The organism is Hymenobacter sp. R533113 (assembly GCF_056835965.1).
In genome coordinates this window covers 1-24,228 of the sequence record NZ_JAKWBD010000018.1, presented here as the reverse complement: position 1 = coordinate 24,228, position 24,228 = coordinate 1, and the positions used below count along the sequence as shown (strand labels likewise).

At 56.0% G+C, this 24,228-nt stretch carries 21 protein-coding genes and 1 CRISPR repeat array; of the genes, 16 read left to right on the top strand and 5 right to left on the bottom strand.

All coding sequences use genetic code 11. The features are described from left to right. Positions 1–7 precede the first annotated feature (7 nt). From MKZ35_RS23555 to cas4, 4 genes are all read left to right on the top strand, one after another. The gene (locus tag MKZ35_RS23555; protein WP_482515653.1) at positions 8–691 is read left to right on the top strand and encodes a CRISPR-associated endonuclease Cas6; all 684 of its coding nucleotides are present in this window, start codon (positions 8–10) and stop codon (positions 689–691) included. 80 nt (positions 692–771) lie between these two features. Continuing rightward, the gene (cas1, locus tag MKZ35_RS23550; protein ID WP_482515652.1) at positions 772–1,800 is read left to right on the top strand and encodes a CRISPR-associated endonuclease Cas1; all 1,029 of its coding nucleotides are present in this window, start codon (positions 772–774) and stop codon (positions 1,798–1,800) included. Beyond that, the gene (cas2, locus tag MKZ35_RS23545; protein ID WP_482515651.1) at positions 1,797–2,087 is read left to right on the top strand and encodes a CRISPR-associated endonuclease Cas2; all 291 of its coding nucleotides are present in this window, start codon (positions 1,797–1,799) and stop codon (positions 2,085–2,087) included. Before cas1 ends, cas2 begins: the two co-directional genes overlap by 4 nt. Positions 2,088–2,422: 335 nt before the next feature. After that, positions 2,423–2,995, top strand: a complete 573-nt coding sequence (cas4, locus tag MKZ35_RS23540; RefSeq protein ID WP_482515650.1) for a CRISPR-associated protein Cas4 — start codon at positions 2,423–2,425, stop codon at positions 2,993–2,995. Between the two features lie 206 nt (positions 2,996–3,201). Beyond that, positions 3,202–7,247: direct repeats of the CRISPR family, unit length 37 nt; unit sequence CTTCCTGAGGCCTTTCCAGCCACACATGGATTGAAAC. A 137-nt stretch (positions 7,248–7,384) separates the two neighbouring features. On the opposite strand, the gene MKZ35_RS23535 is transcribed toward cas4, so the two are convergent. Further along, complete coding sequence (locus tag MKZ35_RS23535; protein ID WP_482515649.1) at positions 7,385–7,765, bottom strand: helix-turn-helix domain-containing protein; 381 nt, start codon at positions 7,763–7,765, stop codon at positions 7,385–7,387. A 97-nt stretch (positions 7,766–7,862) separates the two neighbouring features. Beyond that, positions 7,863–8,063 carry a type II toxin-antitoxin system HicA family toxin gene (locus MKZ35_RS23530; protein WP_482515648.1) on the bottom strand — a complete coding sequence of 67 codons (201 nt, stop codon included), beginning with the start codon at positions 8,061–8,063 and terminating at the stop codon, positions 7,863–7,865. A 408-nt stretch (positions 8,064–8,471) separates the two neighbouring features. Between MKZ35_RS23530 and hemF the strand changes: the two genes are divergently transcribed. Next, entirely contained in the window at positions 8,472–9,443 is a 972-nt protein-coding gene (hemF, locus tag MKZ35_RS23525) for an oxygen-dependent coproporphyrinogen oxidase (protein WP_482515647.1), read from the top strand. Between the two features lie 25 nt (positions 9,444–9,468). Beyond that, positions 9,469–10,050 carry a phosphatase PAP2 family protein gene (locus tag MKZ35_RS23520; protein WP_482515646.1) on the top strand — a complete coding sequence of 194 codons (582 nt, stop codon included), beginning with the start codon at positions 9,469–9,471 and terminating at the stop codon, positions 10,048–10,050. A gap of 267 nt (positions 10,051–10,317) precedes the next feature. Here MKZ35_RS23520 and MKZ35_RS23515 read toward each other — a convergent pair whose 3' ends face one another. Further along, positions 10,318–10,908 (bottom strand): riboflavin synthase, encoded by a 591-nt coding sequence (locus tag MKZ35_RS23515; RefSeq protein WP_482515645.1) that lies wholly within the window; start codon positions 10,906–10,908, stop codon positions 10,318–10,320. Positions 10,909–11,154: 246 nt separating this feature from the next. Here MKZ35_RS23515 and MKZ35_RS23510 point away from each other — a divergent pair, with 246 nt between their 5' ends. From MKZ35_RS23510 to MKZ35_RS23490, 5 genes are all read left to right on the top strand, one after another. Then, on the top strand, positions 11,155–11,772 hold the full coding sequence (locus tag MKZ35_RS23510; protein ID WP_482515644.1) for an RNA polymerase sigma factor: 618 nt from the start codon (positions 11,155–11,157) through the stop codon (positions 11,770–11,772). A gap of 172 nt (positions 11,773–11,944) precedes the next feature. After that, positions 11,945–13,027 carry a FecR family protein gene (locus MKZ35_RS23505; RefSeq protein ID WP_482515643.1) on the top strand — a complete coding sequence of 361 codons (1,083 nt, stop codon included), beginning with the start codon at positions 11,945–11,947 and terminating at the stop codon, positions 13,025–13,027. Positions 13,028–13,136: 109 nt separating this feature from the next. Then, complete coding sequence (locus tag MKZ35_RS23500) at positions 13,137–16,220, top strand: TonB-dependent receptor domain-containing protein (protein ID WP_482515642.1); 3,084 nt, start codon at positions 13,137–13,139, stop codon at positions 16,218–16,220. A gap of 145 nt (positions 16,221–16,365) precedes the next feature. After that, positions 16,366–17,274, top strand: coding sequence for an AEC family transporter (locus MKZ35_RS23495; protein ID WP_482515641.1), 909 nt, complete (start codon positions 16,366–16,368; stop codon positions 17,272–17,274). Positions 17,275–17,396: 122 nt separating this feature from the next. After that, a complete protein-coding gene (locus MKZ35_RS23490) occupies positions 17,397–18,677 on the top strand; it encodes a cation:dicarboxylate symporter family transporter (RefSeq protein ID WP_482515640.1) in 1,281 nt (426 codons plus the stop codon). 94 nt (positions 18,678–18,771) lie between these two features. Here the strand turns inward: MKZ35_RS23490 and MKZ35_RS23485 are convergent, their stop codons facing one another. Continuing rightward, positions 18,772–20,319 carry a sugar transferase gene (locus MKZ35_RS23485; RefSeq protein WP_482515639.1) on the bottom strand — a complete coding sequence of 516 codons (1,548 nt, stop codon included), beginning with the start codon at positions 20,317–20,319 and terminating at the stop codon, positions 18,772–18,774. 61 nt (positions 20,320–20,380) lie between these two features. Here MKZ35_RS23485 and MKZ35_RS23480 point away from each other — a divergent pair, with 61 nt between their 5' ends. The 5 genes from MKZ35_RS23480 (at position 20,381) to MKZ35_RS23460 (ending at position 22,995) form a co-directional block, all read left to right on the top strand. Continuing rightward, on the top strand, positions 20,381–21,034 hold the full coding sequence (locus MKZ35_RS23480) for a protein-L-isoaspartate(D-aspartate) O-methyltransferase (protein ID WP_482515638.1): 654 nt from the start codon (positions 20,381–20,383) through the stop codon (positions 21,032–21,034). Between the two features lie 178 nt (positions 21,035–21,212). Next, a complete protein-coding gene (locus tag MKZ35_RS23475; protein WP_482515637.1) occupies positions 21,213–21,638 on the top strand; it encodes a GNAT family N-acetyltransferase in 426 nt (141 codons plus the stop codon). A 71-nt stretch (positions 21,639–21,709) separates the two neighbouring features. Beyond that, on the top strand, positions 21,710–22,228 hold the full coding sequence (locus MKZ35_RS23470; RefSeq protein WP_482515636.1) for an acyl-CoA thioesterase: 519 nt from the start codon (positions 21,710–21,712) through the stop codon (positions 22,226–22,228). A 28-nt stretch (positions 22,229–22,256) separates the two neighbouring features. After that, positions 22,257–22,601 carry a hypothetical protein gene (locus MKZ35_RS23465; protein ID WP_482515635.1) on the top strand — a complete coding sequence of 115 codons (345 nt, stop codon included), beginning with the start codon at positions 22,257–22,259 and terminating at the stop codon, positions 22,599–22,601. After that, positions 22,567–22,995, top strand: a complete 429-nt coding sequence (locus MKZ35_RS23460) for a hypothetical protein (RefSeq protein WP_482515634.1) — start codon at positions 22,567–22,569, stop codon at positions 22,993–22,995. Before MKZ35_RS23465 ends, MKZ35_RS23460 begins: the two co-directional genes overlap by 35 nt. 297 nt (positions 22,996–23,292) lie before the next feature. Here MKZ35_RS23460 and MKZ35_RS23455 read toward each other — a convergent pair whose 3' ends face one another. After that, the gene (locus MKZ35_RS23455) at positions 23,293–23,538 is read right to left on the bottom strand and encodes a hypothetical protein (protein ID WP_482515633.1); all 246 of its coding nucleotides are present in this window, start codon (positions 23,536–23,538) and stop codon (positions 23,293–23,295) included. Between the last annotated feature and the right edge of the window lie 690 nt (positions 23,539–24,228).

Genomic DNA, 24,228 nt, shown 5'->3' with positions numbered 1-24,228 from the left:
AATGCTAATGAGTACACGCTCTGACACCGTCCCCCTGACCACCATCACCCTGCCCGAAATCCGGCTGCGGACGCGCGACGCGCACAAGCTGCGGGGCTACTTCGGGGAGCTTTTTCGGGAACACTCGCCCCTGCTACACAACCACTACGAGGACGGCACTTTCCGGCAGCAGTACCCGCTGGTGCAGTACAAGGTGCTGGCGGGCACGCCCACGCTGGTGGGACTGGGCGCAGGGGCCGCGCTGCTGGTGGAGCTGTTTCTGCGCATCCGGGAGCTGGACATCGACGGGCGGCACTATCCGGTACAGGCCAAGCACATCGAACACCGGCCAGTGGCCATCGGGCCGAGCGCGGGGCTGCATCGCTACCGGTTTGAGACGCTGTGGATGCCCCTGAACCAGGAGAACCACCGGCAGTACCAGGCGCTGGGACCAGAGGAGCGCCGCCAGCAGCTGACCCGCATTCTGACCAACAACGTGCTGGCGTTGCTGAAGGCGATGGGAGCCTATGCTTCGGATACGCCCCTGCTGCTGGTGCACCTGCTGCCCGGAGAACCGGTGCCGACGCAGTTCAAAAATCAGCCGATGCTGGGCTTTCAGGGCGAGTTCGTGGCCAACGTACTGCTGCCCGATGGAGTAGGGCTGGGCAAGTCGGTGGCGCGGGGCTTTGGGGCGGTGCGGCGGGTGGATTGAGCCGGAGAAGGGAGAGGTGAGAAGTGAGAGGCGGCGGGACGCCGGATGAGCATGACGTTTCTGAATTTACGCTGTGGCCTATGCATCTGCACATCAATACCTACGGCACGTACGTGCACGTGAAGGACGAGCTGTTTGAGATTCGGAAGAAGAACGCGCAGGGCGAGGTGGAGCGCCACCACTACGCGGCTCACAAGCTGACGGGTATCGTGCTGGCTACCGGGTCGGCGCTGAGCACGGACGCTATCCGGCTGGCGATGATGCACAGCGTGGACCTGCTCTTCGTGGAGCACGATGGCAGCCCGATCGGGCGGGTGTGGCACAGCAAGCTGGGCAGCACCACCAAAATTCGGAAGGCCCAGCTGGAAGCTAGTATGGCCGCTGAGGGACTGCGCTGGGTGAAAGGCTGGCTGCTGACCAAAATGGGCAACCAACTGGCGTTTATTAAGGAATTAAAGAAGCACCGGGCGCAGCACGTTGATTTTCTGAACGACAAGGTTGCGCGGCTGGAAGCGCTAAGCTTATCGGTGCAGACACTGGACGCGCCCACGGTGGTACAAGTGGCGGACACGTTGCGCGGGCTGGAGGGCACCGCGGGCCGGCTCTACTTCGAGACGCTAAGCTACGTGCTGCCGCGCGACTACCAGTTTAGCGGGCGCAGCCGGCGGCCGGCGGCGGATGCCTTCAATGCCTTTCTCAACTACGCCTACGGCATCTTGTACAGCCGGGTGGAAAAGGCCCTGATCGTGGCGGGGGTGGATCCCTACCTGGGCTTTCTGCACCGCGACGACTACAACCAGCTGAGCATGGTGTTCGACTTCATTGAGCCCTACCGGGCGTGGGCCGATGAAACGGTATTCCGGCTGTTCTCGGCCAAGAAGGTGAACAAGGCCCATACCGATCCGCTGACGGGCGGCGTGACGCTAAATGCCGAAGGCAAGGCCCTGTTGATAGAGGCTTTCGGCCGGTTTCTGGATGGGGAGAGTGTCCGGCACCGGGGCCGTAACCTGCTGCGGGGCGTGGCCTTGCAGTATGATGCCCATCAGTTTGCTAACGCGCTGCTGGGCCGCGGCGCTGCTCCTACTACCACTGACATCGATGTAGCATGATTATCTGGGTACTATACGATATTGAGAACGACCGGGCACGCACCAAAGCAGCCAAGGCGTGTAAGCTGGCGGGGCTGTACCGGGTGCAGTTCTCGTGCTTCCTAGGTACGCTCACGCCGGCCCAGAAAGATACGCTCCAGCTCCAGCTGGCCGAGCTGATTGATGAGGAGTGCGACAAGGTGTATGTGTTTCCGATGAACAAGAGCGAACTACAGCAGACGGTGCTGCTGGGCCAGGCGTTTAATAAAGACTTGGTATCGGATGAGGTACGGTCCCTGTTTTTCTAATGAGCCCGCCAACGCGCTGTCTGTTGGGCCTTTTGATGGATTGATTTTATATTTCAGGACTTATGCACTTGGTATTGAATATCTTGCTAATCATAAAGTTAGCGAAGGAGCAAAAGCCACTTCAGCACCTTTAAAATGCCCCCAGAGCCTTTTAAAGGTGGTTTCGTAAGCTTACTGCGTAAGTTCTATCTATTTTAGGACTTACGCGGTTTAAATAGAGTATTCGGATAATCCAGCTGTTACCAAAGAAGCAAGCGTCGCTTCAGGGACGTAAAATTGCCCCCCGGCGGCGAGAAAAGCCGTTTCTCCACCCCAGTTGCGTAAGGCCTGTATTTATGTCGCTCACGCCCTCACACTTGATTGAGCATTTGTATTGTCCGCGCTTCACGTACTTTGAGTATGTGTTGCGGGTACCACAATACGAGCAGAAGGACTATAAAGTCATGCGGGGCCGGCATCTGCACGACGACAAGCTGGAGCAGAACAAAGACTACCTGCGGCGACGCCTGGGGGTACGGGAGAAATACCTGGACCAGTACCTGACTAACGGCGTGCTACGAGGCCAGGTAGATGAGATTCTGCGGCTGGCTGACGGTACCCTGGCTCCACTCGACTATAAGTTTGCGGAGTGGAAGGACACGGTGTACCAGACCTACCAAACGCAGCTTTATTGCTACGCCTGGCTGATCGAGGAAAATTACGGGGAGCAGGTTACCAGAGGGTATCTGGTGTATACTCGCAGCCGAAACAAAGTGATAGAGGTACCTATTGCTCCCAGCAACGTAGACGACGTGAAGCGGGTAGCCGCTGCCGTAACGGAGGTGATTGAGGGAAATATATTTCCCAAAGCAACACGCTATAAAAGTCGTTGTGTAGCTTGCACCTACCGCAAAATGTGCATTCAGTAAAGCGAGCTATTGGTAATCCGGCTGGCAATTTATTTTTACTTGGGCCAAATCCCTAAACAAGCCTCTCATTTTCAGTATTTTGTAGATTCGGAAATATTCAGTTAATTATCAAAAATACTGTTCTTTGACGTACTCTTTTTATCAATTTGACCCTGTCCATAATCAGCCAATGTTGCTGTTATACAACTGTTTATCTCAAAACACGGCTTCCTGAGGCCTTTCCAGCCACACATGGATTGAAACTACTTTAGTGCTAATTCCGCAAACCTTTGTGTAATTGACTTCCTGAGGCCTTTCCAGCCACACATGGATTGAAACTTGCGCTGGGCTTTGGCCTTGAGCTCGGCTATCTCGCTTCCTGAGGCCTTTCCAGCCACACATGGATTGAAACTTATTGAGACAGTACAAGGTAGGACTTTTGCCGATAAACTTCCTGAGGCCTTTCCAGCCACACATGGATTGAAACTTCAACTTGAATAGTTGTTGCAGCTTAGCCATTGCCTCCTTCCTGAGGCCTTTCCAGCCACACATGGATTGAAACCCCTTGGTTGAGGTAGTAAGCCCCGAATTGAGCAACTCTTCCTGAGGCCTTTCCAGCCACACATGGATTGAAACTTCCACTTGTACCAGTTGGTGCGAATGGTGCCTTCCTTCCTGAGGCCTTTCCAGCCACACATGGATTGAAACTTTTCTAATAAAATACTGGCACAAAAAAGCCCCCCAGACTTCCTGAGGCCTTTCCAGCCACACATGGATTGAAACCTGATGGGTTCCTGCTCGATGGTGAGCAGGGTATCGCTTCCTGAGGCCTTTCCAGCCACACATGGATTGAAACTGAGACGGCCGGCCACCAGCTGCTCATCCGCATCGCGGCTTCCTGAGGCCTTTCCAGCCACACATGGATTGAAACGTCAGGTTCGAGCGCAGGTTGTTGCGGCTGCGCATCCTTCCTGAGGCCTTTCCAGCCACACATGGATTGAAACGCTGAAGCCGAACGGCAGCGCACGGATACGCTGGAAGGCTTCCTGAGGCCTTTCCAGCCACACATGGATTGAAACATATGCACATCGAAAAAGTAACCTGCCCCGGCCCTTCCTTCCTGAGGCCTTTCCAGCCACACATGGATTGAAACTTACCTGGGCAATGGGACCGTAACGCCCGTGGCCGAACGCTTCCTGAGGCCTTTCCAGCCACACATGGATTGAAACTTCGCAACCCCAACCCCGACGTGGAGCTGGAATACGCTTCCTGAGGCCTTTCCAGCCACACATGGATTGAAACATTCTAGCTGCTTGTCGGCTTCTGTATCGATAATATATTTTTCTACTTCTTCCTGAGGCCTTTCCAGCCACACATGGATTGAAACTTCTGCTGCACCTATCCGCCAATATGCTGGGCTGGGCTTCCTGAGGCCTTTCCAGCCACACATGGATTGAAACTCGGGGTGGTGTTGTTTTGCTAATTCTTTGTATTTGGCCTTCCTGAGGCCTTTCCAGCCACACATGGATTGAAACTGTTTGCTATGGTTGTAGTAGTCGCACCGGGAAGGGAACTTCCTGAGGCCTTTCCAGCCACACATGGATTGAAACTTTCATCTTCCGCCAAGCTGGCCGAATTAGCCCCGGCTTCCTGAGGCCTTTCCAGCCACACATGGATTGAAACAAAAAGGCCAGATTGATAAGAGCAACGCCGCGCTGGCTTCCTGAGGCCTTTCCAGCCACACATGGATTGAAACATAAACTGCTGAATCACCCGGAAGAAGTGCCCAAAGGTCTTCCTGAGGCCTTTCCAGCCACACATGGATTGAAACCAGTAGCTAATTTATATTCTGCATTAATCGCTTGCCTTCCTGAGGCCTTTCCAGCCACACATGGATTGAAACCCAATACTCAGAAACAGGGCGTCCATCGTGTCGCCCTTCCTGAGGCCTTTCCAGCCACACATGGATTGAAACCCAGCTCGAAGGTGATACTGAGCCTGTTTGATTATCTTCCTGAGGCCTTTCCAGCCACACATGGATTGAAACTCGAACCACACGCTGAAACTCACAGTTGGATTGCCGCTTCCTGAGGCCTTTCCAGCCACACATGGATTGAAACTACTTGGCAGAACGGGTTTGGGGGGCAATTCTGACGGTCTCTTCCTGAGGCCTTTCCAGCCACACATGGATTGAAACGAAAATCCGATGTTTGCAGCTCACTCTCAAGCACCTCTTCCTGAGGCCTTTCCAGCCACACATGGATTGAAACGAGATGGAAAACACGAAGGACTTTAAAAAGTCGCTGGCTTCCTGAGGCCTTTCCAGCCACACATGGATTGAAACTAGTTGTTGGGTGCTCTAACCTAGTTTGCTCCGCGCTTCTTCCTGAGGCCTTTCCAGCCACACATGGATTGAAACCTGCTGTCGCGCCCACCCCACAGCAGTAGGAACCGCCTTCCTGAGGCCTTTCCAGCCACACATGGATTGAAACCCGGTAAGACCAAACAGATGTTGCTGGATTATTTCGGCCTTCCTGAGGCCTTTCCAGCCACACATGGATTGAAACTTTGGTGGGCTTCTGTTTCAGCTCCCGCAGCGCCGCCTTCCTGAGGCCTTTCCAGCCACACATGGATTGAAACTCAGCCAGGTAGTTGCCCACGTTGAGCAGCAGCAGCTTCCTGAGGCCTTTCCAGCCACACATGGATTGAAACCCAAGATCATCCAAATGTACATCGGGCGTTCGGCCAACTTCTTCCTGAGGCCTTTCCAGCCACACATGGATTGAAACTCGGTTGCCGAGCGCCTGGCCGGCTTTGAGCTCTACCACTTCCTGAGGCCTTTCCAGCCACACATGGATTGAAACTGAATATGCCCAACAACCTGACACACTTTCGTAAGTGCAAGTCTTCCTGAGGCCTTTCCAGCCACACATGGATTGAAACCCCGCTGCTTCCCGTTGCTGGAAGGGCTGCACTACGTGCTTCCTGAGGCCTTTCCAGCCACACATGGATTGAAACTCGCTACTGAGCGTAAAGACCCGGCCAAAGCCAAAACCTTCCTGAGGCCTTTCCAGCCACACATGGATTGAAACATGCAACGGGATACACCTTGCCTCCGTTGCAATTGGCTTCCTGAGGCCTTTCCAGCCACACATGGATTGAAACATCTGCTCTTGCAGGCCATCGAACTACCCTACTTTAAGCTTCCTGAGGCCTTTCCAGCCACACATGGATTGAAACGACCGCCGCGCCCACGGCTGGAGCACCTCCGACGTCTTCCTGAGGCCTTTCCAGCCACACATGGATTGAAACATGATCTTCTCTATCAAGTCCTCCCGCTGGTTGCTGGCCTTCCTGAGGCCTTTCCAGCCACACATGGATTGAAACACGCCTACGGCAAGGCACTGACCATTAACGGGGCCGCCTTCCTGAGGCCTTTCCAGCCACACATGGATTGAAACAACACCTCGTCGTCCTCCGTAATGTTGAACTGACGCTTCCTGAGGCCTTTCCAGCCACACATGGATTGAAACATTTCGACGGGCTGACGTTGCCCACCACCAGCACGTCTTCCTGAGGCCTTTCCAGCCACACATGGATTGAAACCCACGATGCCAGAAATACCAGAAGACCTGCTACAAGCTTCCTGAGGCCTTTCCAGCCACACATGGATTGAAACTAAAATGGTTCAAGCGCCCCGATTCTATATTTTGCATCTTCCTGAGGCCTTTCCAGCCACACATGGATTGAAACTCAGATTCCAATACAGATGCCTATGGAAATTTGCTACACTTCCTGAGGCCTTTCCAGCCACACATGGATTGAAACTTTTCGCCGACTCCTACTTCATGCACTACGCGGCCAGCTTCCTGAGGCCTTTCCAGCCACACATGGATTGAAACGAGCACTTCGCCTTCTTCGCGGGTAATGAAGGCGCGCTTCCTGAGGCCTTTCCAGCCACACATGGATTGAAACTACTATGCGCTTATTTCGTCGCGTTCTGGCGAGTACGTCTTCCTGAGGCCTTTCCAGCCACACATGGATTGAAACCTACATTGTCGCCAATAGAGCACTTAAACAGCTTTTTCTTCCTGAGGCCTTTCCAGCCACACATGGATTGAAACTCATGGCAAGACGCCGTAAAAGCCCCGTTAAGGGCTCTTCCTGAGGCCTTTCCAGCCACACATGGATTGAAACAAGACCCTTTAAACCGATGAAACCACAAGGATTAAACTACTTCTTGAGGCCTTTCCAGCCACACATGGGTTGAAACGAAGCGTATGACGTCTTTCCGCTGACGCCCCTGAGTCGGACGGAGTACCAGCTGCTGCAGAGTATTGCCGCGCTGGAGCAAGAGGTGCGGAAACACAAGCCCAGCGACGACTTATAAAATCTATCTTTTCGGAAGCCCTAAAAAGCAAAGTCCATTTCGGCCAGTTCCTTGCCGACGGCGCGAATCCCTTCCAAAATGCGTTGGGCCTGCTGCTGGCTGGCTTTCTTGGTGCCACTGGTGTACTGCGAGAGCATGGATTGCGTCATGCCGATGCGCTTGGCTAAGGCGGAAGCATTGATGACCTTATAGGCGTCGAAAAAGCTCTGCAAGTCGTAGGTGACCTTTACATCCTCGTAACTCACCGTGCGTCCAGTATCGCTCAGCGCCAAGTTCAGCACCTCAACCATATTGGTTTTCAGCTCCTCGAAGGTGGTACCAACCGTGTACGCGCCCTCCGCCTCGTTGTAGGCAGAGTAACCAGTCGTGGTCTTCTCAACAATCATTTCAAATTTCTTCATAGTCAGTCGGGGAAAGTTGGTTTCTTCGTTGTAAAGGTAGTAAATAAACTACCTTAATGATAAAATTGTTTATGGTTTTTATAAAAAACGGGTGGGGCTATTTAAGCCCCGCCTGTTTCAGAAGTTTTGCCGCTAAACCCTTGCCGACTTCTGCGCTTCCGTGGGCTGGAACTTCCAAATAGCCAGAGCGTGTGAGGCCTTTTTTGGTCGGGTGGGCAAGCTTGATATGGCTGCCAACCTGGTGAATTTTGTACCACCCATCCTGGTACAGTTTACGGAGTAGTTCAGAGCTTTTCATACCCAAAGGTAGTAAATATACTACCAAACGCAAGCGCTTACACCTGTCTATTTTTACCCCCCAGTCAGTTGGTTGGGGGGCTTTTTTTTATGCCCGATTGCACCGCGCCAATCGACGATTCTACCGTGCATGGAATCTGCGCTAAATCACTCAAAAATAAGTTGTTTGACTTGAATCAGGCGATAAACGATGCGTTGTTTGTCCTGCTAAAACGTACGTAGCCAACGCCTTACGAACACTTCCTGAGGCCTTTCCAGCCACACATGGATTGAAACTAGACAAGCACGGCTTCGGGGGCAGGGTTGGCGGGGCGGGCAGTTTTCTGCGTAATTTTGCCCCCAACAGTTTCTAGGCTGTTGTGCCGAGCGTTTCGGCGCAAAACAGGCCAGGTAAACAGCCGTACGCCCGATGAGTACTACCCCAATCAGCCCACCCGTAGTCGAAGCTGCCTTCTCCCCGCTGCCAGCCAGCCCCCTGCGCGCCGCAGTCGAAGCCTGGATGCGGACATTTCAAACGCGCCTGTGTGCCCAACTGGAAGCGGCCGATGGGGGCGCTGCTTTCCGCACCGACTCGTGGGAGCGGCCCGGCGGCGGCGGCGGCGTATCGCGGGTGCTGGAGAATGGGGCCATCCTCGAAAAGGGCGGTGTGGGCTTTTCGGCGGTTCACGGCGAGATGAGCGCCCAGGCAGCCAAGGTTCTGCTCATGCCCGACCCGCACTTCTTCGCCACGGGTGTATCGGTGGTGATGCACCCGCGCAGTCCGCGCGTGCCCATTATCCACATGAACGTGCGCTACTTTGAGGCCGGCAACGGTGAGGCCTGGTTTGGCGGCGGCATCGATCTGACGCCGATTTACGTGGATGAAGCCCAGGCCCGTTGGTTTCACCAAACCCTGAAAACCGCCTGCGACCGGCACGACGCCACGTATTACCCGCGCTTTCGGGAAACGGCCGACGACTACTTTTACCTGCCCCACCGCCAGGAAACCCGCGGTGTGGGGGGCATTTTCTTCGACCGTCTGACCGTGGGGCAACATGGCTCGGCCGACAAGCTTTTTGCTTTTTTACAGGAAGTAGGCGATGTTTTCGGCCCAACTTATACTGAGTTGATGCGCCAAAACGCTCCCCTGCCTTATGGCCCGCGCGAGGAAAGCTGGCAGATGCTGCGCCGGTCGCGCTACGCGGAGTTCAACCTCGCCTTCGACCGTGGCACACGATTTGGACTTGAAACGGGCGGGCGCACCGAAAGCATTCTGATGAGCCTGCCGCCCCGTTGCGAGTGGCATTACGATCAGCAGCCCGAGCCCCATTCGCCCGAAGCTGCCACCTTGGCCTGGCTGCGCAAAGGCGTATTCTGGGCCGAAATGCCCCCCAAGTCCTGACCCTGCCCGCTCACTCACCCGCTCATTGATCGAACGACTTCAAGCCCTGGACCGCTGGCTGTTACTAGCCGCAAACAATAGCCACTCGCCCGCTATGGACAAGTGGATGGTCTTTTTCACCGACCGCTTCGTGTGGTTTCCGGCCTATTTTGTGATAGTCCTTGTACTGGGCTACTTGTATAAGCGGCGCGCCCGGCTGCTACTACCTCTGCTGGGCCTGAGCGTGCTGCTCGCCGATGTCATTTCCAGCCGTGTATTCAAACCCTATTTTGCCCGCCTGCGCCCCTGCCACGACCCCGACTTATCGGAGACGCTGAACCTGGTACACGGCTGCGGGGGGCAATTTGGGTTTCTATCTTCGCACGCGGCCAATGCTTTTTCCCTGGCCGTCTTTCTGATTCTGGTGCTGCCGCGCCGCTTCTGGCTGGTCAAGATTGTGGTGATCCTCTGGGCCGTAATTGTTTCATACAGCCGCATTTATCTGGGCGCGCACTACCCTTCCGATGTGGTGGCCGGGGCGGCACTGGGCAGCCTTGCCGCCTGGGGCTGCGCCGAGTTGTACCAGCTGGGCGTGAAGCGGTGGTGGCTCGATGAGCCTGCGGTATAGTACCAGGAATCACGCGGTTGAAATTTCTGAAGCTACTCTTGGCTTCTTCCACCTAAAGCAAAGTCAAAAAGCAACCTTCAGGCGCTGAAATCAGGGCTACTGTTTCAACTGCGAAAGTCCTATAAGTAAGTAGGGTAACTCAAAAACGGGGCGTAGGCTTGTAGCGCGAAGCTTCTGCTTCGCGTATCGTTGAACGGAATCAGTTGATACTCAGCCACGATACGCGAAGCGGAAGCTTCGCGCTACATCTCCAGTGCGTAAGTCCTATTACTTGCCTAGTAGCTTGGCCACGTACTTGCCTACAATATCAAATTCCAGATTTACCAGGTCGCCGGGGCGCAGGTCCTGGAAGGTGGTATGCTCGTAGGTGTAGGGAATAATGGCCACGCTGAAGCCGTCGTCGGTGCTGTCGAAGCAGGTGAGACTGGTGCCGTTGATGCTGATGGAGCCCTTCTCCACCGTCACGCGGCCGGGGCCGGGCTCGTGGCGGAAGCGGTAAACCCAGGAGCCGTTCTGATCAGTTACGCTCTCGCAGGTAGCCGTCAGGTCGACGTGGCCCTGCACAATGTGGCCATCAAAGCGGCCATTAGCCGACAGGCAGCGCTCCAGGTTTACGCGGCGGCCGCGCTGCCACTTCCCCAGATTGGTTTTTTGCAGGGTCTCATCAATGGCCGTAACGGTGTGCGTACCGGCGGCCGCATCCACGGCCACTACCGTCAGGCAGACGCCGTCGTGGGCGACGCTTTGGTCAATCTGTAATTCGTGGGCAAACGGCGTGGTCACCGTGAAATGGCGATTGGTGCCTTCGGTTTGCACATCCGTGATGGTGCCGAGCGATTCTATAATTCCAGTAAACACGAGTTGCTGCGCTGATTATTGAGGTACGAATGTACTGCTGCCGCAGGATTCGGCAGGGAGTAGCGCTGCTAACAACCTGAGGCGAAGAAATGATTTCCAGGTCCTTGCCGAATAGAACCAACCACTGCGACAGCCAACAACCAGCAAGCTCCACCCTTCAACCTACAAGGCTTGTATATAAATGTACTTTAATTGATAATTTATTATAAATTGTAGAGGTCATTGTAAGCTGGTTTTCATGTATTTATGAGAGTGCTTTCTTCCGCTGCCTCCAAAACCCTGCGGCCCTGCTCTGCCTGGAACGACGATGCACTGGTAGTAGCATTGGAGGCGGGAGACGAAAAAGCTTTCACCGAAATATATGAGCGCTATTGGCAGCGGCTCCACGAGCTGGCACACCGCAAGCTCGGCTCCGCGGCCGATGCCGAGGAGGTAGTGCAGGACTTATTTGTGGCTCTCTGGCACAAGCGTGCTACCGCCCGCATCCACAAGCTGGATGTATATCTGTTTACGGCCGCCAAATACAAAATTATCGACTGCATCCGGAGCCGCGCGACGCACGAGGGCTATGTGGCCTTTGCTACCCACCGCTTACCTGCCGCCGACCGGGCAACGGAAGAAACACTAGGCACCGCCGACTTATCAGCGGCCCTGGCAGCCAGTGTGTGCAGCTTGCCGACCAATACCCAGGCAGTTTTTCGCCTGAGTCGGGAGCAATACCAATCGGTGCCCGAAATTGCGGTGCAGCTGAACCTGGCTCCCAAAACAGTGGAGTATCACCTCACCCAATCGCTACGGTTTTTGCGAGCTCGCCTGAAAGACTTTCTGGTGCTTGCTCTCTTGTTTTCTCAATTACTTTTTTAATCTAAACTGCTACTTACGAGTGAGTAGCGCTTATACCTGTCTGGTTCGCACTTGGTGTGAACCAGACTTTTTATGCTTTTGCTTCTCCCGGCAAAAAATATTTCATGCCCAGGCAAGGGATTCGCCCGCTAGGCCCGACCTGATAAGGAAGCCCTACTTATCACCGTCGAGTATGAAGCCAGAAACCCATGAGGCTGTATTGCAGCGCTACCTGCGTGGAGAAAGCCCCCCAGACGAGGCGAAGCTAGTGGAGCAGTGGTACGAGGCGCTCGGTACAGCCTCTAACCCTAAGCTAAGTCCCGCCGATAGTGCCCGTTTGAAAGCTACACTGTGGCGCCGGATCGAGAACCAGATTCAAGCTTCGACCTCAGCCGACGAAGCCGTTCCGATGTGGCGATTAACACCACTTCATTGGGCCGCTGCGGCGCTGCTTGTGCTGGGGTTAGGCTTCGGCGCGCTGCGTCTGTTGCCGCCCCGGCAGGCACCAGTGGCGGCTGCCCGACTATCTGTTCCTCGGGCCGCGCCCGCGTTAAGCACCAGCCAATGGATTACGCATACGAATGTTACTTCCCAGGTTGCTCGCCTCGCGCTGGCCGATGGCAGCACAGTGCGTTTGCAGCCCCGCAGCACTCTGAGCTACCCCCAGCAGTTCACGGACGCTAAGCGGGAAGTATTTCTGCAAGGCGAAGCATTTTTTGACATCGCGCACAATCCGGTCAAGCCCTTTCTGGTCGTAACCGATAAGGTGGTTACGACTGTACTCGGCACCAGCTTCACCGTGCGCGCCTACCCTGAGCAGCCCCAAGCCTTGGTAATGGTGCGTACCGGTCGGGTACGGGTAAGTCCGCGCCCAACCGGCACGGGCAGCCGGGCCGGCCGGGTAGCAGCGCCGCTCGAACTTATTCCCAATCAGCAGGTAGCGTACTCGCCCGAAGCGCTGGAGATGCGCAAGGAGCTGGTAGAGCGGCCGGCCCTGCTTATTCCCCGTCCGTTCGCCTTCGACGACCGGCCGGTGACGGAAGTCATTCAAGCCCTGGAACATGCCTACGGGGTACCTATTGTCTACGACGAGGCAGCGCTGAGCGGCTGCACCGTGCGCCTGATTTTCAGGGATGAGCCCATGTTTGAAAAGCTGGATTTGCTGTGCAAAGCGCTAGGCGCTTCCTACGAGCGGGCCGGTACGAAAGTCATTTTTCACAGCAAAGGCTGCGGCAGCAAACTCCGGCCATCCGACACGCTGCCCGCCGCCGGCTAAGCTCAAAAAAGCCCCCCAGCTTACTACCGGGGCTTTTAATCCGCCTTTTCTCCTTCGACCTCTCTCGCATTCCTCCTCCTTCTAATCCCACCAAACCCGTTCCCACCCCATGAAATTACTTCTACCCTTCGCTCACCACTGCCGGCTATTGGTGCTCGCATTGGTGCCGTTCCTCGGGCTGGCTTCGCCAGCGGCGGCAACCGATCGGACCGAACAGAGCGTACTGGAACAGCACGTGACTTTGCTGCTGGAAGAGCAGCCGGTGCTCACGGCCCTGGCTAGCCTCGAAAACCAGGTGCACACGCGCTTCTTATACAGCCCGCAGCTCATTGGCGCCAACCGCAAGGTGACGGTGCAGGCGGTGGATACGCCACTGAGTGGCGTGCTGCAATCCTTATTTGGCCCGTTGCAAATCACGTATGAAGTAGTGAACAGCGGTATTCTGCTGGCCCCTGTAGCCTTGCCCAAAACGGCGGTAGATGCCACCATCACCGGCCGCGTAACTACTGATGGTGGGGAGGCAATTCCGGGCGCTACGGTGCTGGAGCTGGGCACTACCAACGGCATCAGCACCGACGGCGACGGGCGCTTTTCCATCACCGTCAAGCCGGGCGCTACCTTAGTAGTATCGGCTATAGGCTTCAAAAGTCAGCAGCTGGCCGTGGGCGACCGGACCACGCTGAATGTGCGCCTGCAAACCAGCACCACCGAGCTGGGCCAGGTAACGGTAGTGGGCTCGCGCGGCCTGCCCCGCACCGACGTAGAGCGTCCCGCGCCGGTCGATGTACTGAATGCCAAGGAGTTGCAAGCCACCGGGCAGGTTGATTTGGGCCAGCAGGTGCAGTTTAATTCTCCTTCGTTCAACTCGGCCAAAACCGGGGTAAACGGCGTAGCCAACTACGCTGACCCCGCCACCCTGCGCGGCCTCTCCCCCGACCAGGTGCTGGTGCTCGTGGATGGCAAGCGCCGCCACCAGTTTTCGGCCCTCAATCTGAATGTGACCGTGGGTAGTGGCACCGTCGTCACCGACCTGAACGCGGTGCCGTCGCTGGCCATTGAGCGTATTGAAGTGCTGCGCGATGGCGCAGCGGCCCAGTACGGCTCTGACGCCATTGCCGGCGTAATTAACCTGGGACTGAATAAAAGCACGGGCGTGGCTACCGTCCGAACCCAGTTTGGCGTGACCCAGGAAGGGGATGGCACGCAGTATCTGGCGGGGGCCAATTACGGGATTAAGCTGGGCAAAACCAATCCGGGCTATCTCAACTTGACGCTCCAATACCAGCGCCAGAACCAAACGGACCGCTCCGATGACTACCTGGGGGGCATTTATACCGCCTTTCCGGCCCTGACCGCCGCCAACCCCACGCCCACGCCCACCCAAATCGCCAACGAGAACCGCATCCGGGCCGAGCGGGGCGTGTATCCGCCAGTGGGCGAGCCCTTCAAGGTAGGTGTGTACGGCAGCAACCAGGCTGATATTTACCAAGGGTTCTACAACCTGGGCGTGCCGGTAGGCAGCTCCGGGTGGTCGGTGTACAGCTTCGGCGGGTACTCGCGCAAAGACATTCTGGCCTACGGCTTCTTTCGGAACGCCCAGCCCAATAACGTGAATTACAGCCCCATACACCCCGACGGCTACCTGCCTGAGCTGCCCGGCCGCAGCGTCGACTACTCGGCTGTCGTAGGACTGAGTCGTAAGCTGGCCGGCGGCTGGAACCTCGATTTCAGCACGGGCTACGGCTACAACTACCTCGACCTCAACGCCAACAAAACCGCCAATCCCTCGCTGGGCGCCAACTCTCCCACCGATTTCTATGTGGGCCGTAGCGCCTTTGGGCAGAGCACGAGCGAGGTAAACGTGTCGCGCAACTACGTGGGTTTATTTGGCACGAAGTCATTCAACCTGGCCCTCGGCAGCCAGTTCCGGATAGACCGCTTCCAGTTGGAAAAAGGCAGCCCTGGGTCGTATGAAGTGGGTCCGCTGGCGCTGGCCGCGCCCGCCCAACCGGGACCACCGCCCGTACCCGCCCGCACGGCGAAGGCGCCCGGCTCCAGTGGCCGGCCCGGCATCGCGCCCGACGACGAGACCGACGAAACCCGCCGCAATATTGGCGTGTACGTGGACGTAGAAAGCGACATCACGGAGCGCCTGCTGGTAACCACGGCCCTGCGCTACGAAAACTACTCTGACTTTGGCTCCAACATATCGGGCAAGCTGGCTTCGCGCTTAAAGCTGACGGAAGGTATTGCGCTACGCGGCTCCATCAACCGCGGTTTCCGGGCTCCTTCTCTCCAGCAAACCTTCAATAGTGTATCAACATCTACGGTGCAGGCCGGCGCTATCGTGCAGACGAAACAGCTGCGCAACAATGACCCCCGCCTCGTGCCCCTGGGCGTAACCGATCCTAAGGCCGAAACCTCCTGGAACTATAGCCTGGGAGTGGCCGCCAAACTCACGGAAGACCTGCTCTTTACCGTTGATGCCTACCAGATTGATATTCAGGACCGTATCATCAACAGTGAGCGACTGGTCAAAAGCGACATTCGGGCCCTGCAAACCCCTGATTTTGCTAACATCAGCGAAATCCGCTTTTTCACCAACGCCATCGATACCCGCACGCGCGGCATCGACTTGGTAACCACCTACAAGTATGATATCAGTGACCGTAGCCGCCTGAGCACCAGTCTGGCGCTTACGTTCAACGCCACCGAAATCGTGCGCACCAGCGACACGCCGGCTGCCCTGCAAGCCGGCACCACCAACCGCATTCTGCTCATCGACACGGTCAGCATCGGGCTGATTGAGCGGGCACAGCCGCGCCAGAAAATACTGTTCTCGCTGACTTATCAGGTGGGCAAGTTCAGCATTACGCCCCGCGCCTCGTATTTTGGGCCAGTGACGGCTTATGAAAAACCAGCCAACATCACTGGATCAGCCCCCCGCTACGTGCCCCACATCAGCCAGGAGTTCGAAGGCAAAACCCTGCTTGATCTGGCTTTGGTGTATAATCCGGTAAAAGCGGTTTCACTAACCGTAGGTGCTAACAACATCACCAACGTCTACCCCGACAAAGTGGATGCCGCCCGCTTCGCCAGCTATTCCTACGGCGAAATTCCTTACTCGCGCAACGTAGCGCAGTTTGGCTTCAACGGCGCCTACTATTACTCCAACATCACGCTGACTTTTTAGAAGCGCAACTATGGCCGTCATGCAGAGCGGAGCGAAGCATCTCGCGTGCTGATATCAGCTTAGTAATCCAGATAAACACGCGAGATGCTTCGCTCCGCTCTGCATGACGGCCATAGTTTAAAGCTTTAATTCTCTTTTCTAAGCAATGACCAACCTGACCGTGCTGCTGCTGTGCTTGGGCGTTGGCGCGGCGCTGCGGCGGTGGCGGTTGGTGCCGGCCAGCGCGCCGGCGGTGCTGAATCAGCTGCTGGTGATGGTGTTCATGCCGGCCCTCACGTTCCTGCATCTGGCCGTCGCCCGGCTCGATAGTCACTTTCTGCTGCCGGTGCTGGCACCGTGGTTGATTTTCGGGGCGGCCTACGTGTTTTTTGAGCTGATGGGTAGGCGCATGCAGCTCTCGCGGGCGACCATCGGCGCCCTGATTCTGACGGGGGGCATTAGCAGTACCTCGTTTGTCGGATTTCCAATTTTCGAGCTGCTGTATGGGCGCGAGGGACTGGAACTGGGCATTATGATGAGCCAGGCCGGATCGTTTCTGGTGGTGGTCACGCTGGGGGTGGCGGTGGCTTCCTGGTACGGGTCTGCCGAGCCGTCGTGGGGGTCAATGTTGCGCAATGTGCTGCGGTTTCCGCCGTTTCTGGCCTTCGTGCTAGCCATGGTAGCCAACGCGGCCGACTACCAGCACCCGGAGCTGGTGCGCGGGGTGCTGGAAAAAATAAGCGGACCGTTTCCGGTTATCGCGCTGCTCTCGGTGGGCTTGCAGATGAATCTGCGGGTGCCGCCAGCGCAGGCCCGCCCCATACTTTTAGGCTTATCGTACAAGCTGCTGTTGGCCCCGCTGCTCATCTACGGCCTGTATCAAGCGGCGGCTCAGCAGCACGATCAGGTGGTGGATCTTTGCATATTGGGGGCCGCTATTGGCCCCATGAATACGGCGGCTGTGGTGGCGGAGCGCTACGGCCTCGACCCGCCGCTGGCAGCCCAAATGGTGGGACTTGGGATTCCGCTTTCTTTGCCGTTGCTGGCGTTGTTAGGCTGGTGGTTTACGCGGTAGAGGCGCCTCGCAGGCGCCCGTTGCTGTTTGGTTGTTAATGAAGGTTTGGTCAATACGTATCGTTCAACGACGGGTGCGTGCCACGCACCCTACTTCTTGTGTAACTCACTTAGGTTGATTTCATGAAAAAAATCGTCACCAACCTCACCTTCTGGGTGCTGACCGCCATCATAGCTGGTGCGCTGCTGGGGCACTTCGCGCCGGATACGGCCGTGAAGATGGATGTGCTGGGCAAGGCTTTTATCAACGTGGTGAAGCTCTTCATCAACCCCATTATCTTCCTCACTATCACCCTGGGCATCAGCAGTATGGGCGATTTGAAGAAGGTAGGACGGATTGGCGGCAAGGCGCTGATCTACTTTGAGGTCGTTACTACCCTTGCCTTGCTTATCGGCATTGGCGTGGCCTACGTCATTCAGCCGGGCGCGGGCGTGGTGCCCCAAAATGCCGACGGCGCAAGCATTAATCAGTACACCCAGAAAGCCGGCGAGTTTTCCTGGCTTCAATTCCTGGCCGACAACCTGACCCTGCAAGTACTGCTTGTGTCCATTGTGGGGGGCATTTTTCTGAGCCGCTACGCCCGGCGACAGCCTATCATCGACCGGCTTACCTGGGCTTCGCGCTACGTGTTTCTGGGGCTGCACTGGGTGATGCGCTTCGCGCCCATCGGGGCGTTTGGCGGCATGGCGTTCACCATTGGCAAATACGGCGTCGCGACGCTTATTCCGCTGGGCAAGCTCATGGTGACGGTGTATATCACCATGGCCCTGTTCGTGTTTCTGGTGCTGGGAGCCATTTTGCGCTACTGCCGCCTGAAGCTGCTGTCGTTTCTGGGCTACATCAAAGAGGAGCTGCTGATTGTGCTGGGTACTTCCTCCTCAGAGGCTGGCTTACCGGGCCTGATGGAGAAGCTGGAGCGCATGGGCTGCGCCAAGCCTGTGGTGGGCCTTGTGGTGCCGGCCGGCTACTCTTTCAACCTTGATGGTACTACCATTTACCTGTCGCTGGCAACGCTGTTTCTGGCCCAGGTGTACAACGTAACGCTGACCGGGGGGCAAATTCTGACCGTAATCGGTATTCTGATGGTAACCAGCAAAGGCGCGGCGGGCGTCACGGGTTCGGGGTTTGTGGTGCTGGCCAGCACGCTCACGGCCATCAAAGTAATTCCGGTAGAAGGGCTGGCCCTACTGCTGGGAGTCGACCGCTTTATGTCGGAGGCGCGCTCCATCACCAACTTCATCGGCAACGGAGTAGCCACCATTTTCCTGGCGCACAATGAAGGCGCGCTCGACCATGCCCAAGCCGAGCGCATGTTGGGCGGCCACACCACCGTCGCGACGGTAGACGAAGCCATTGAGCAATACAATCCTTCCCTGCCTAATCTGCCGGTGGAGGAAAGGTGAAGAGGCGAGTTTGTGAAATGGTGAAGTTGTCAGTAGCAGGAATTCCCCTCCATTTTTCATCCGCAAATTCTAACCATTTCACAAACTCACCTCTTCACTTCCCCCGGCCCTCAATAATAATCTTGAGCGTGTAGAGGAGCACCCGAAAGTCCATGGCCAAGCTCATATTCTCGATGTAGAGAATGTCAAACTTAAGACGCTCGACCATCTGCGGAACGGTTTCGGCGTAGCCGTACTTCACCTGGCCCAGCGAGGTAAGGCCGGGGCGGACGCGGTGCAGATGCCGGTAGTGGGGGGCAATTTTGGTTATCTGATTGATAAAAAACTGCCGCTCGGGCCGTGGGCCCACAATGCTCATATCACCCTTAATCACGTTCCAGAACTGGGGCAGCTCATCGAGGCGCACCTTGCGCATAAAGCGGCCCCAGGGCGTAATGCGCGGGTCGCGGTCGGAGCTGAGGGCGGGGCCGCAATCCTCGGCATCAATGTACATGGAGCGAAACTTATAAATCCGAAACGGCACCCCGTGGCGCCCAATACGCTCCTGGGCATAGAATATCGGCCCCGGCGATGACAGCCTGACCATGAAGGCCGTAAACGCGTACACTGGCCAGCCCAGCAGCAAAAACAAGCCGGAGCCCGCCACATCAATTATCCGCTTCAGAATCTGTTGCCACAGCGGCAGCAAGTCCTGCTTTATCTCGATGAGCGGAGTGCCAAACAAGTGGTTGACCTTTACTGAGCCCAGCAGCATCTGGTAGAGGTCGGGCAGCACGCTGACGCGGGCAGTTGAGCCTTCCAGCAGGGCCAGGATTTCCTGAATCATGCGGTGCTCGCTGGGCTCAATGGCAATTACTACTTGCTCGATGCGCAGCGCCCGGATGAGGGCCGGCAGGCGCTGGTAGCTGCCGCGCCGGGGCAGGGCCTCGGCCAGGGATTCATCTATGGTGTCGCCCACGGGCGTAAACCCGACTAGCTTGAGACCCAGATGGCGACTTGTGCGCACCAGCTCGTGGTAGGTGTCGTGGGCTAGCGCGTTCGAGCCTACCAATAAGGTATTAAAGGAAATAACGCCACTGCGTACCAGCTTCTGCACACTGCTCACGGCCCAGGTACGCAGCACCGCCGTGATAAAGAAATGCAGCAGGAAGTAGGCCGAAATCGTTTTGTAGTACAGCTGATAGCTGCTTACGCCTTCGTCATCGAGCAGAAAAGCGAAGAAAATAACAATGGCCCCAATGACTGATACCCGCGCCAGCCCAATGATTTCGGCCAGGCGCGATTTGCGAAAAATGTCGCGGTATTCCCCGATCAGCGCGTACAGAACCAGCCAGAAAGAGGCGATAACGACCGCCGAGCCGGTAAGCGAGAACATCACGCTTTCGGTAAAGACATAGCCCTCATTTATTTCGCTGAGCAGGTATTTGCGCAGCAGAAAAAAACATATCCACGCCAGGAGGGCCGCACCGAAATCGGCGCTTATCAGCTTCAGCTTTTGGATGGTACGGATCAAGGGCGGACAAACAAGCCGGACCTTGCGGACCGGCAACAACAGGTGGTGGGGCGGCAATGGCGACGAAAGCGTAATTTCGCCGTCAGAACTACGTTGGGGGGCAATTTTGCTTTCTTTCGGAGAAGTCAAAGGTAGAGCATTACAGCGGAATTTTCCGGCCTTCTGCCCTACTCATTCCCGGAATCATCTCATGGACGCTAACAGTTACCGGCACCGCGGCCTACGCCGTGCCCTTGTGGAAGAACTTCGCCGCAAGGGTATTCGCGACGAGCGGGTGCTTGCGGCCGTGGGCACCGTGCCGCGTCATCTTTTCTTCGCGCCGGCTTTTCAGGCCCACGCCTACCAGGACAAGGCCTTCCCGATTGGCGAAGGGCAGACCATCTCGCAGCCCTACACGGTGGCTTATCAAACGGAGCTGCTCCGGCTCGCGCCCCACGACAAGGTGCTGGAAATAGGTACCGGGTCGGGGTATCAGTGCTGCGTGCTGCTCCAGCTTACCCCCCATGTGTTCAGCATCGAGTACAACCCCAACCTGTTTGAAGGCACGCGCAAGCGCCTGGCGGAGCTGCACCAGCACGCTCACTTGGTCTGCGGCGACGGCTCCTTGGGTCTGCCCGAACAGGCGCCTTTCGATAAGATTCTGGTGACGGCCGGCTCGCCCACTATTCCGCGGCCGTTGCTGCGCCAGCTGCGCATCGGCGGCGCCCTGGTTATTCCGGTAGGCGACGCCCAGGTACAGCGCATGATGCGCGTAGTGCGCGAAAGCGAAGAAGAATTTTCACGCGAGATTTTCGAGGAGTTTCGGTTTGTGCCGCTGCTGGGCCGGGCTGGGTGGGGCGGGTAAAGTGACTTATTTTGATGAGCATTAGAAATTTGGTGCGCAAGCAACTACCTCAAAGCAAGGTTTCGGCTATTTCTTTTTGAGACAATTACATCGTATACCACCATTTAATACAACACCAAAATAAGCGATGACTGAGGTTCGAGAAATTCAAGTTGAAGACTATGGCTTTCTGTGGCGAATGCTCTACCAAGCCATTTATAATCCTGCTAAAAAACTTCCCGAATCCATTATTTATGAACCATCGCTTGCCAAGTATGCTGCTTCGTTCGGGCAAGAAGGAGACTATGGTTTTGTGCTTTCCGCCGATGGAAACTTGGTGGGGGCGGCTTGGACAAGGTTATTAAAGAAAGAAAATAAGGGCTATGGGTTTATTGATAATTCGACGCCTGAGTTATCAATGGCAGTTGAGGAGGAATTCAGAGGAAAAGGATACGGTCAAGAATTACTCGAAAGACTCATTCAGAAACTAGCAGCGCAGCGCTATACGCAACTTTCCTTGAGCGTAGATAAGCAAAACAGAGCTTTCAATTTATACCACAGATTGGGTTTTGCTATAATCAATGAAATCGCGACATCTTATACGATGGTCAAAAAGTTGGTCTAGCACTTTACGGCAGCCGTGGCTCTCAACTACCTTTGCCTCTTCCTTCACTATCCCCTACTCTCTCTATCCCGATGCGCAAACAGAAGCCCGTTAAAGACTCGTTCGTGAACATGACCGAGCTGGTGCTGCCCAACGATACCAATACGCTCAACAACCTGATGGGCGGCCGCATGATGCACCTGATGGACATTGCCGCCGCCATTTCGGCCCAGAAACACTCCAACCGCATCGTTGTCACGGCTTCCGTGGATAATGTGTCATTTAGCGCCGGCATTCGCCTCGGCAACGTGGTGACGCTGCAAGCTCAGGTGACGCGCTCCTTTAGCTCCTCCATGGAAGTGCACATCAACGTGTGGGCCGAGGACATCCCGACGGGTACCAAAGTCAAATCCAACGAGGCTTTCTTCACCTTCGTGGCCGTGGATCAGTCGGGCCGCCCGATTGACGTGCCGGAAGCCGTGGCCGAAACGGAAGAGGAAATTAAACTGTACGACGGGGCGCTGCGGCGGCGGCAGTTGCGCTTGGTACTCGGCGGCCGCATGAAACCAGATGAAGCCACCGAACTAAAGGCTATTTTTGAGTTGGAGTAATAGTGCTGCGCTTCATGAGGAATGAAGAATGTTCTTCACTCTTTGCCATCTCATAATTTTACCACTTCACCACTCACCACTCACCTATGCACGAGGCGTCGCTGGCTTTTTTCAAAACTTCTACACCAACGTATCGCTGTACGTGGTGGCGGAGACTGCTGAAAATGCCCCCCAGCTACCAGTAGCGGCGGCGGTGGCTAAGCTTACTCCGGTGGCAACTGCTGCTCAGCCTGTTACTCCAGTGGCGGCGCCCGTTTTGCCCCAGCCCTCTGCCCCACCCGCAGCACCGGTAGTACCGGCACCGACGGTTTTCGCCCCACCCGTGGCGGTGAAGCCTGTTGCGCCCGCAGGCTGCCTTCAATGGCCGGGCTGAATTTGCCCCCACGCCACCCGCTTCCGCGCCGACAATTCCGGCTCCGCCTGCCCCACCCGTGGAGGATAGGCCACAGCGCACAGCCCCGCCCCTTACCGAAACGCCTTACTCCACACTTGGCAGCAATGCGAACGGCCTTATTATCATCGTGCGCATGGACCCGGAGCGGGTGGCGTGGGGGGCAAATTCAGCCCGGCCATTGAAGGCAGCCTCGCGGGCGCAACAGGCTTCACCGCCACGGGTGGGGCAGAGAGCGCCGTCAGTGCCGGTACTGCCGGTGCTGCGGGTGGGGCAGAGGGCTGGGGGCAAAAGCGGGCGCCGCCACTGGAGTAACAGGCTGAGCAGCAGTTGCCACCGAATAAGCTTAGCCACCGCCGCCGCTGCAGGTAGCTAGGGCATTTTCAACGTCTCCGCCACCACGTACAGCGGCCTACGTTGGTGTAAGTTTGAAAAAAAGCCAGCGATACCTCGTGCATAGGTGAGTGGTTATTGAGTGGTAAAATATGAGATGGCAAGGAGAACCTATTCATTCACTCATGAAGCGCAGCGCTATTACTCCAACTCAAAAATAACTGCTGGATTCGGTGGCTTCATCTGGTTTCCTGCGGCCGCCAGTACCAAGCGCAACTGCCGCCGCGCAAAGTCGTTTGGTTGTTTCCTCTTCCGTTTCGGCGGCTTTCCGGCACGTCAATCAGCCGACATTTTGGGTGAAGAAAGCCTTCGTTGGGTGACTTTGATGCACCCGTCGCCGATTGATGTGGAGGAAAAGGAGCCGATCACCTGAGCCTGGCACATCGCCCGGCCGGGCAATGCCGACGCTAAATGACACATTATCCACGGAAGCCATGTTCAACATGCGGTTGGAGAATGATTTCCTGGGCCGAAAATGACGGCGGGCATCATCCATCAGGCGGGATGCATCGATGCGGCCGCCCATCAGGTGACTGACATGATTGTATCGTTGGGCAGCACCTTTCCCCGGTCATATTCCCGCAACGAAGTGGCACAACGGGCTCTCGGTTGCACCGATAAATCAGGATAGAGGGATGGAGTAGTTGAGAGCCACGGCTACCGTAGAAGTGCTTAGACCAACTTTTTGACCATCGTACTGGATGTCACTGATTTCCTTGATTATAGCAAAACCCAATCCTGTGGTACTGGTGAAAGCTCTGTTTAAAGGAAAGTTACGTATAACGCCTTTGGATTTCTGGATGAGTCTTTCAGTAATTCTTGACCATATCCTTTCCTCTGAATTCCTCCTCAACTGCCATTGATAACTCGGACGTCAGACGCATCAATAAACCCATAGCCCGTATTTTCTTTCTTTGAAATGAAGCCTTGTCCAAGACCGCCCCCACCAAGTTTCCAATCGGCGGAAACAAAACCATAGTCTCCTTCTTGCCCGAGGAACAAAGCGATGGATTCAGGAAGTTCTAGCAGGATTATAAATGGCTTGGTAGAGCATTCGCCACAGAAGGCCATAGTCTTCTCAGACCTCAGTGTTGAAATGGTGAGCTACGATGTGAACAATCTCAAAAGAAATAGCCAGGGCGTTGCTAGCAGGTAGTTTAGCTTGCGCACCGAATTTTAATGGCGCACCCGCCCCCACACCCAGCCCGGCCCAGCA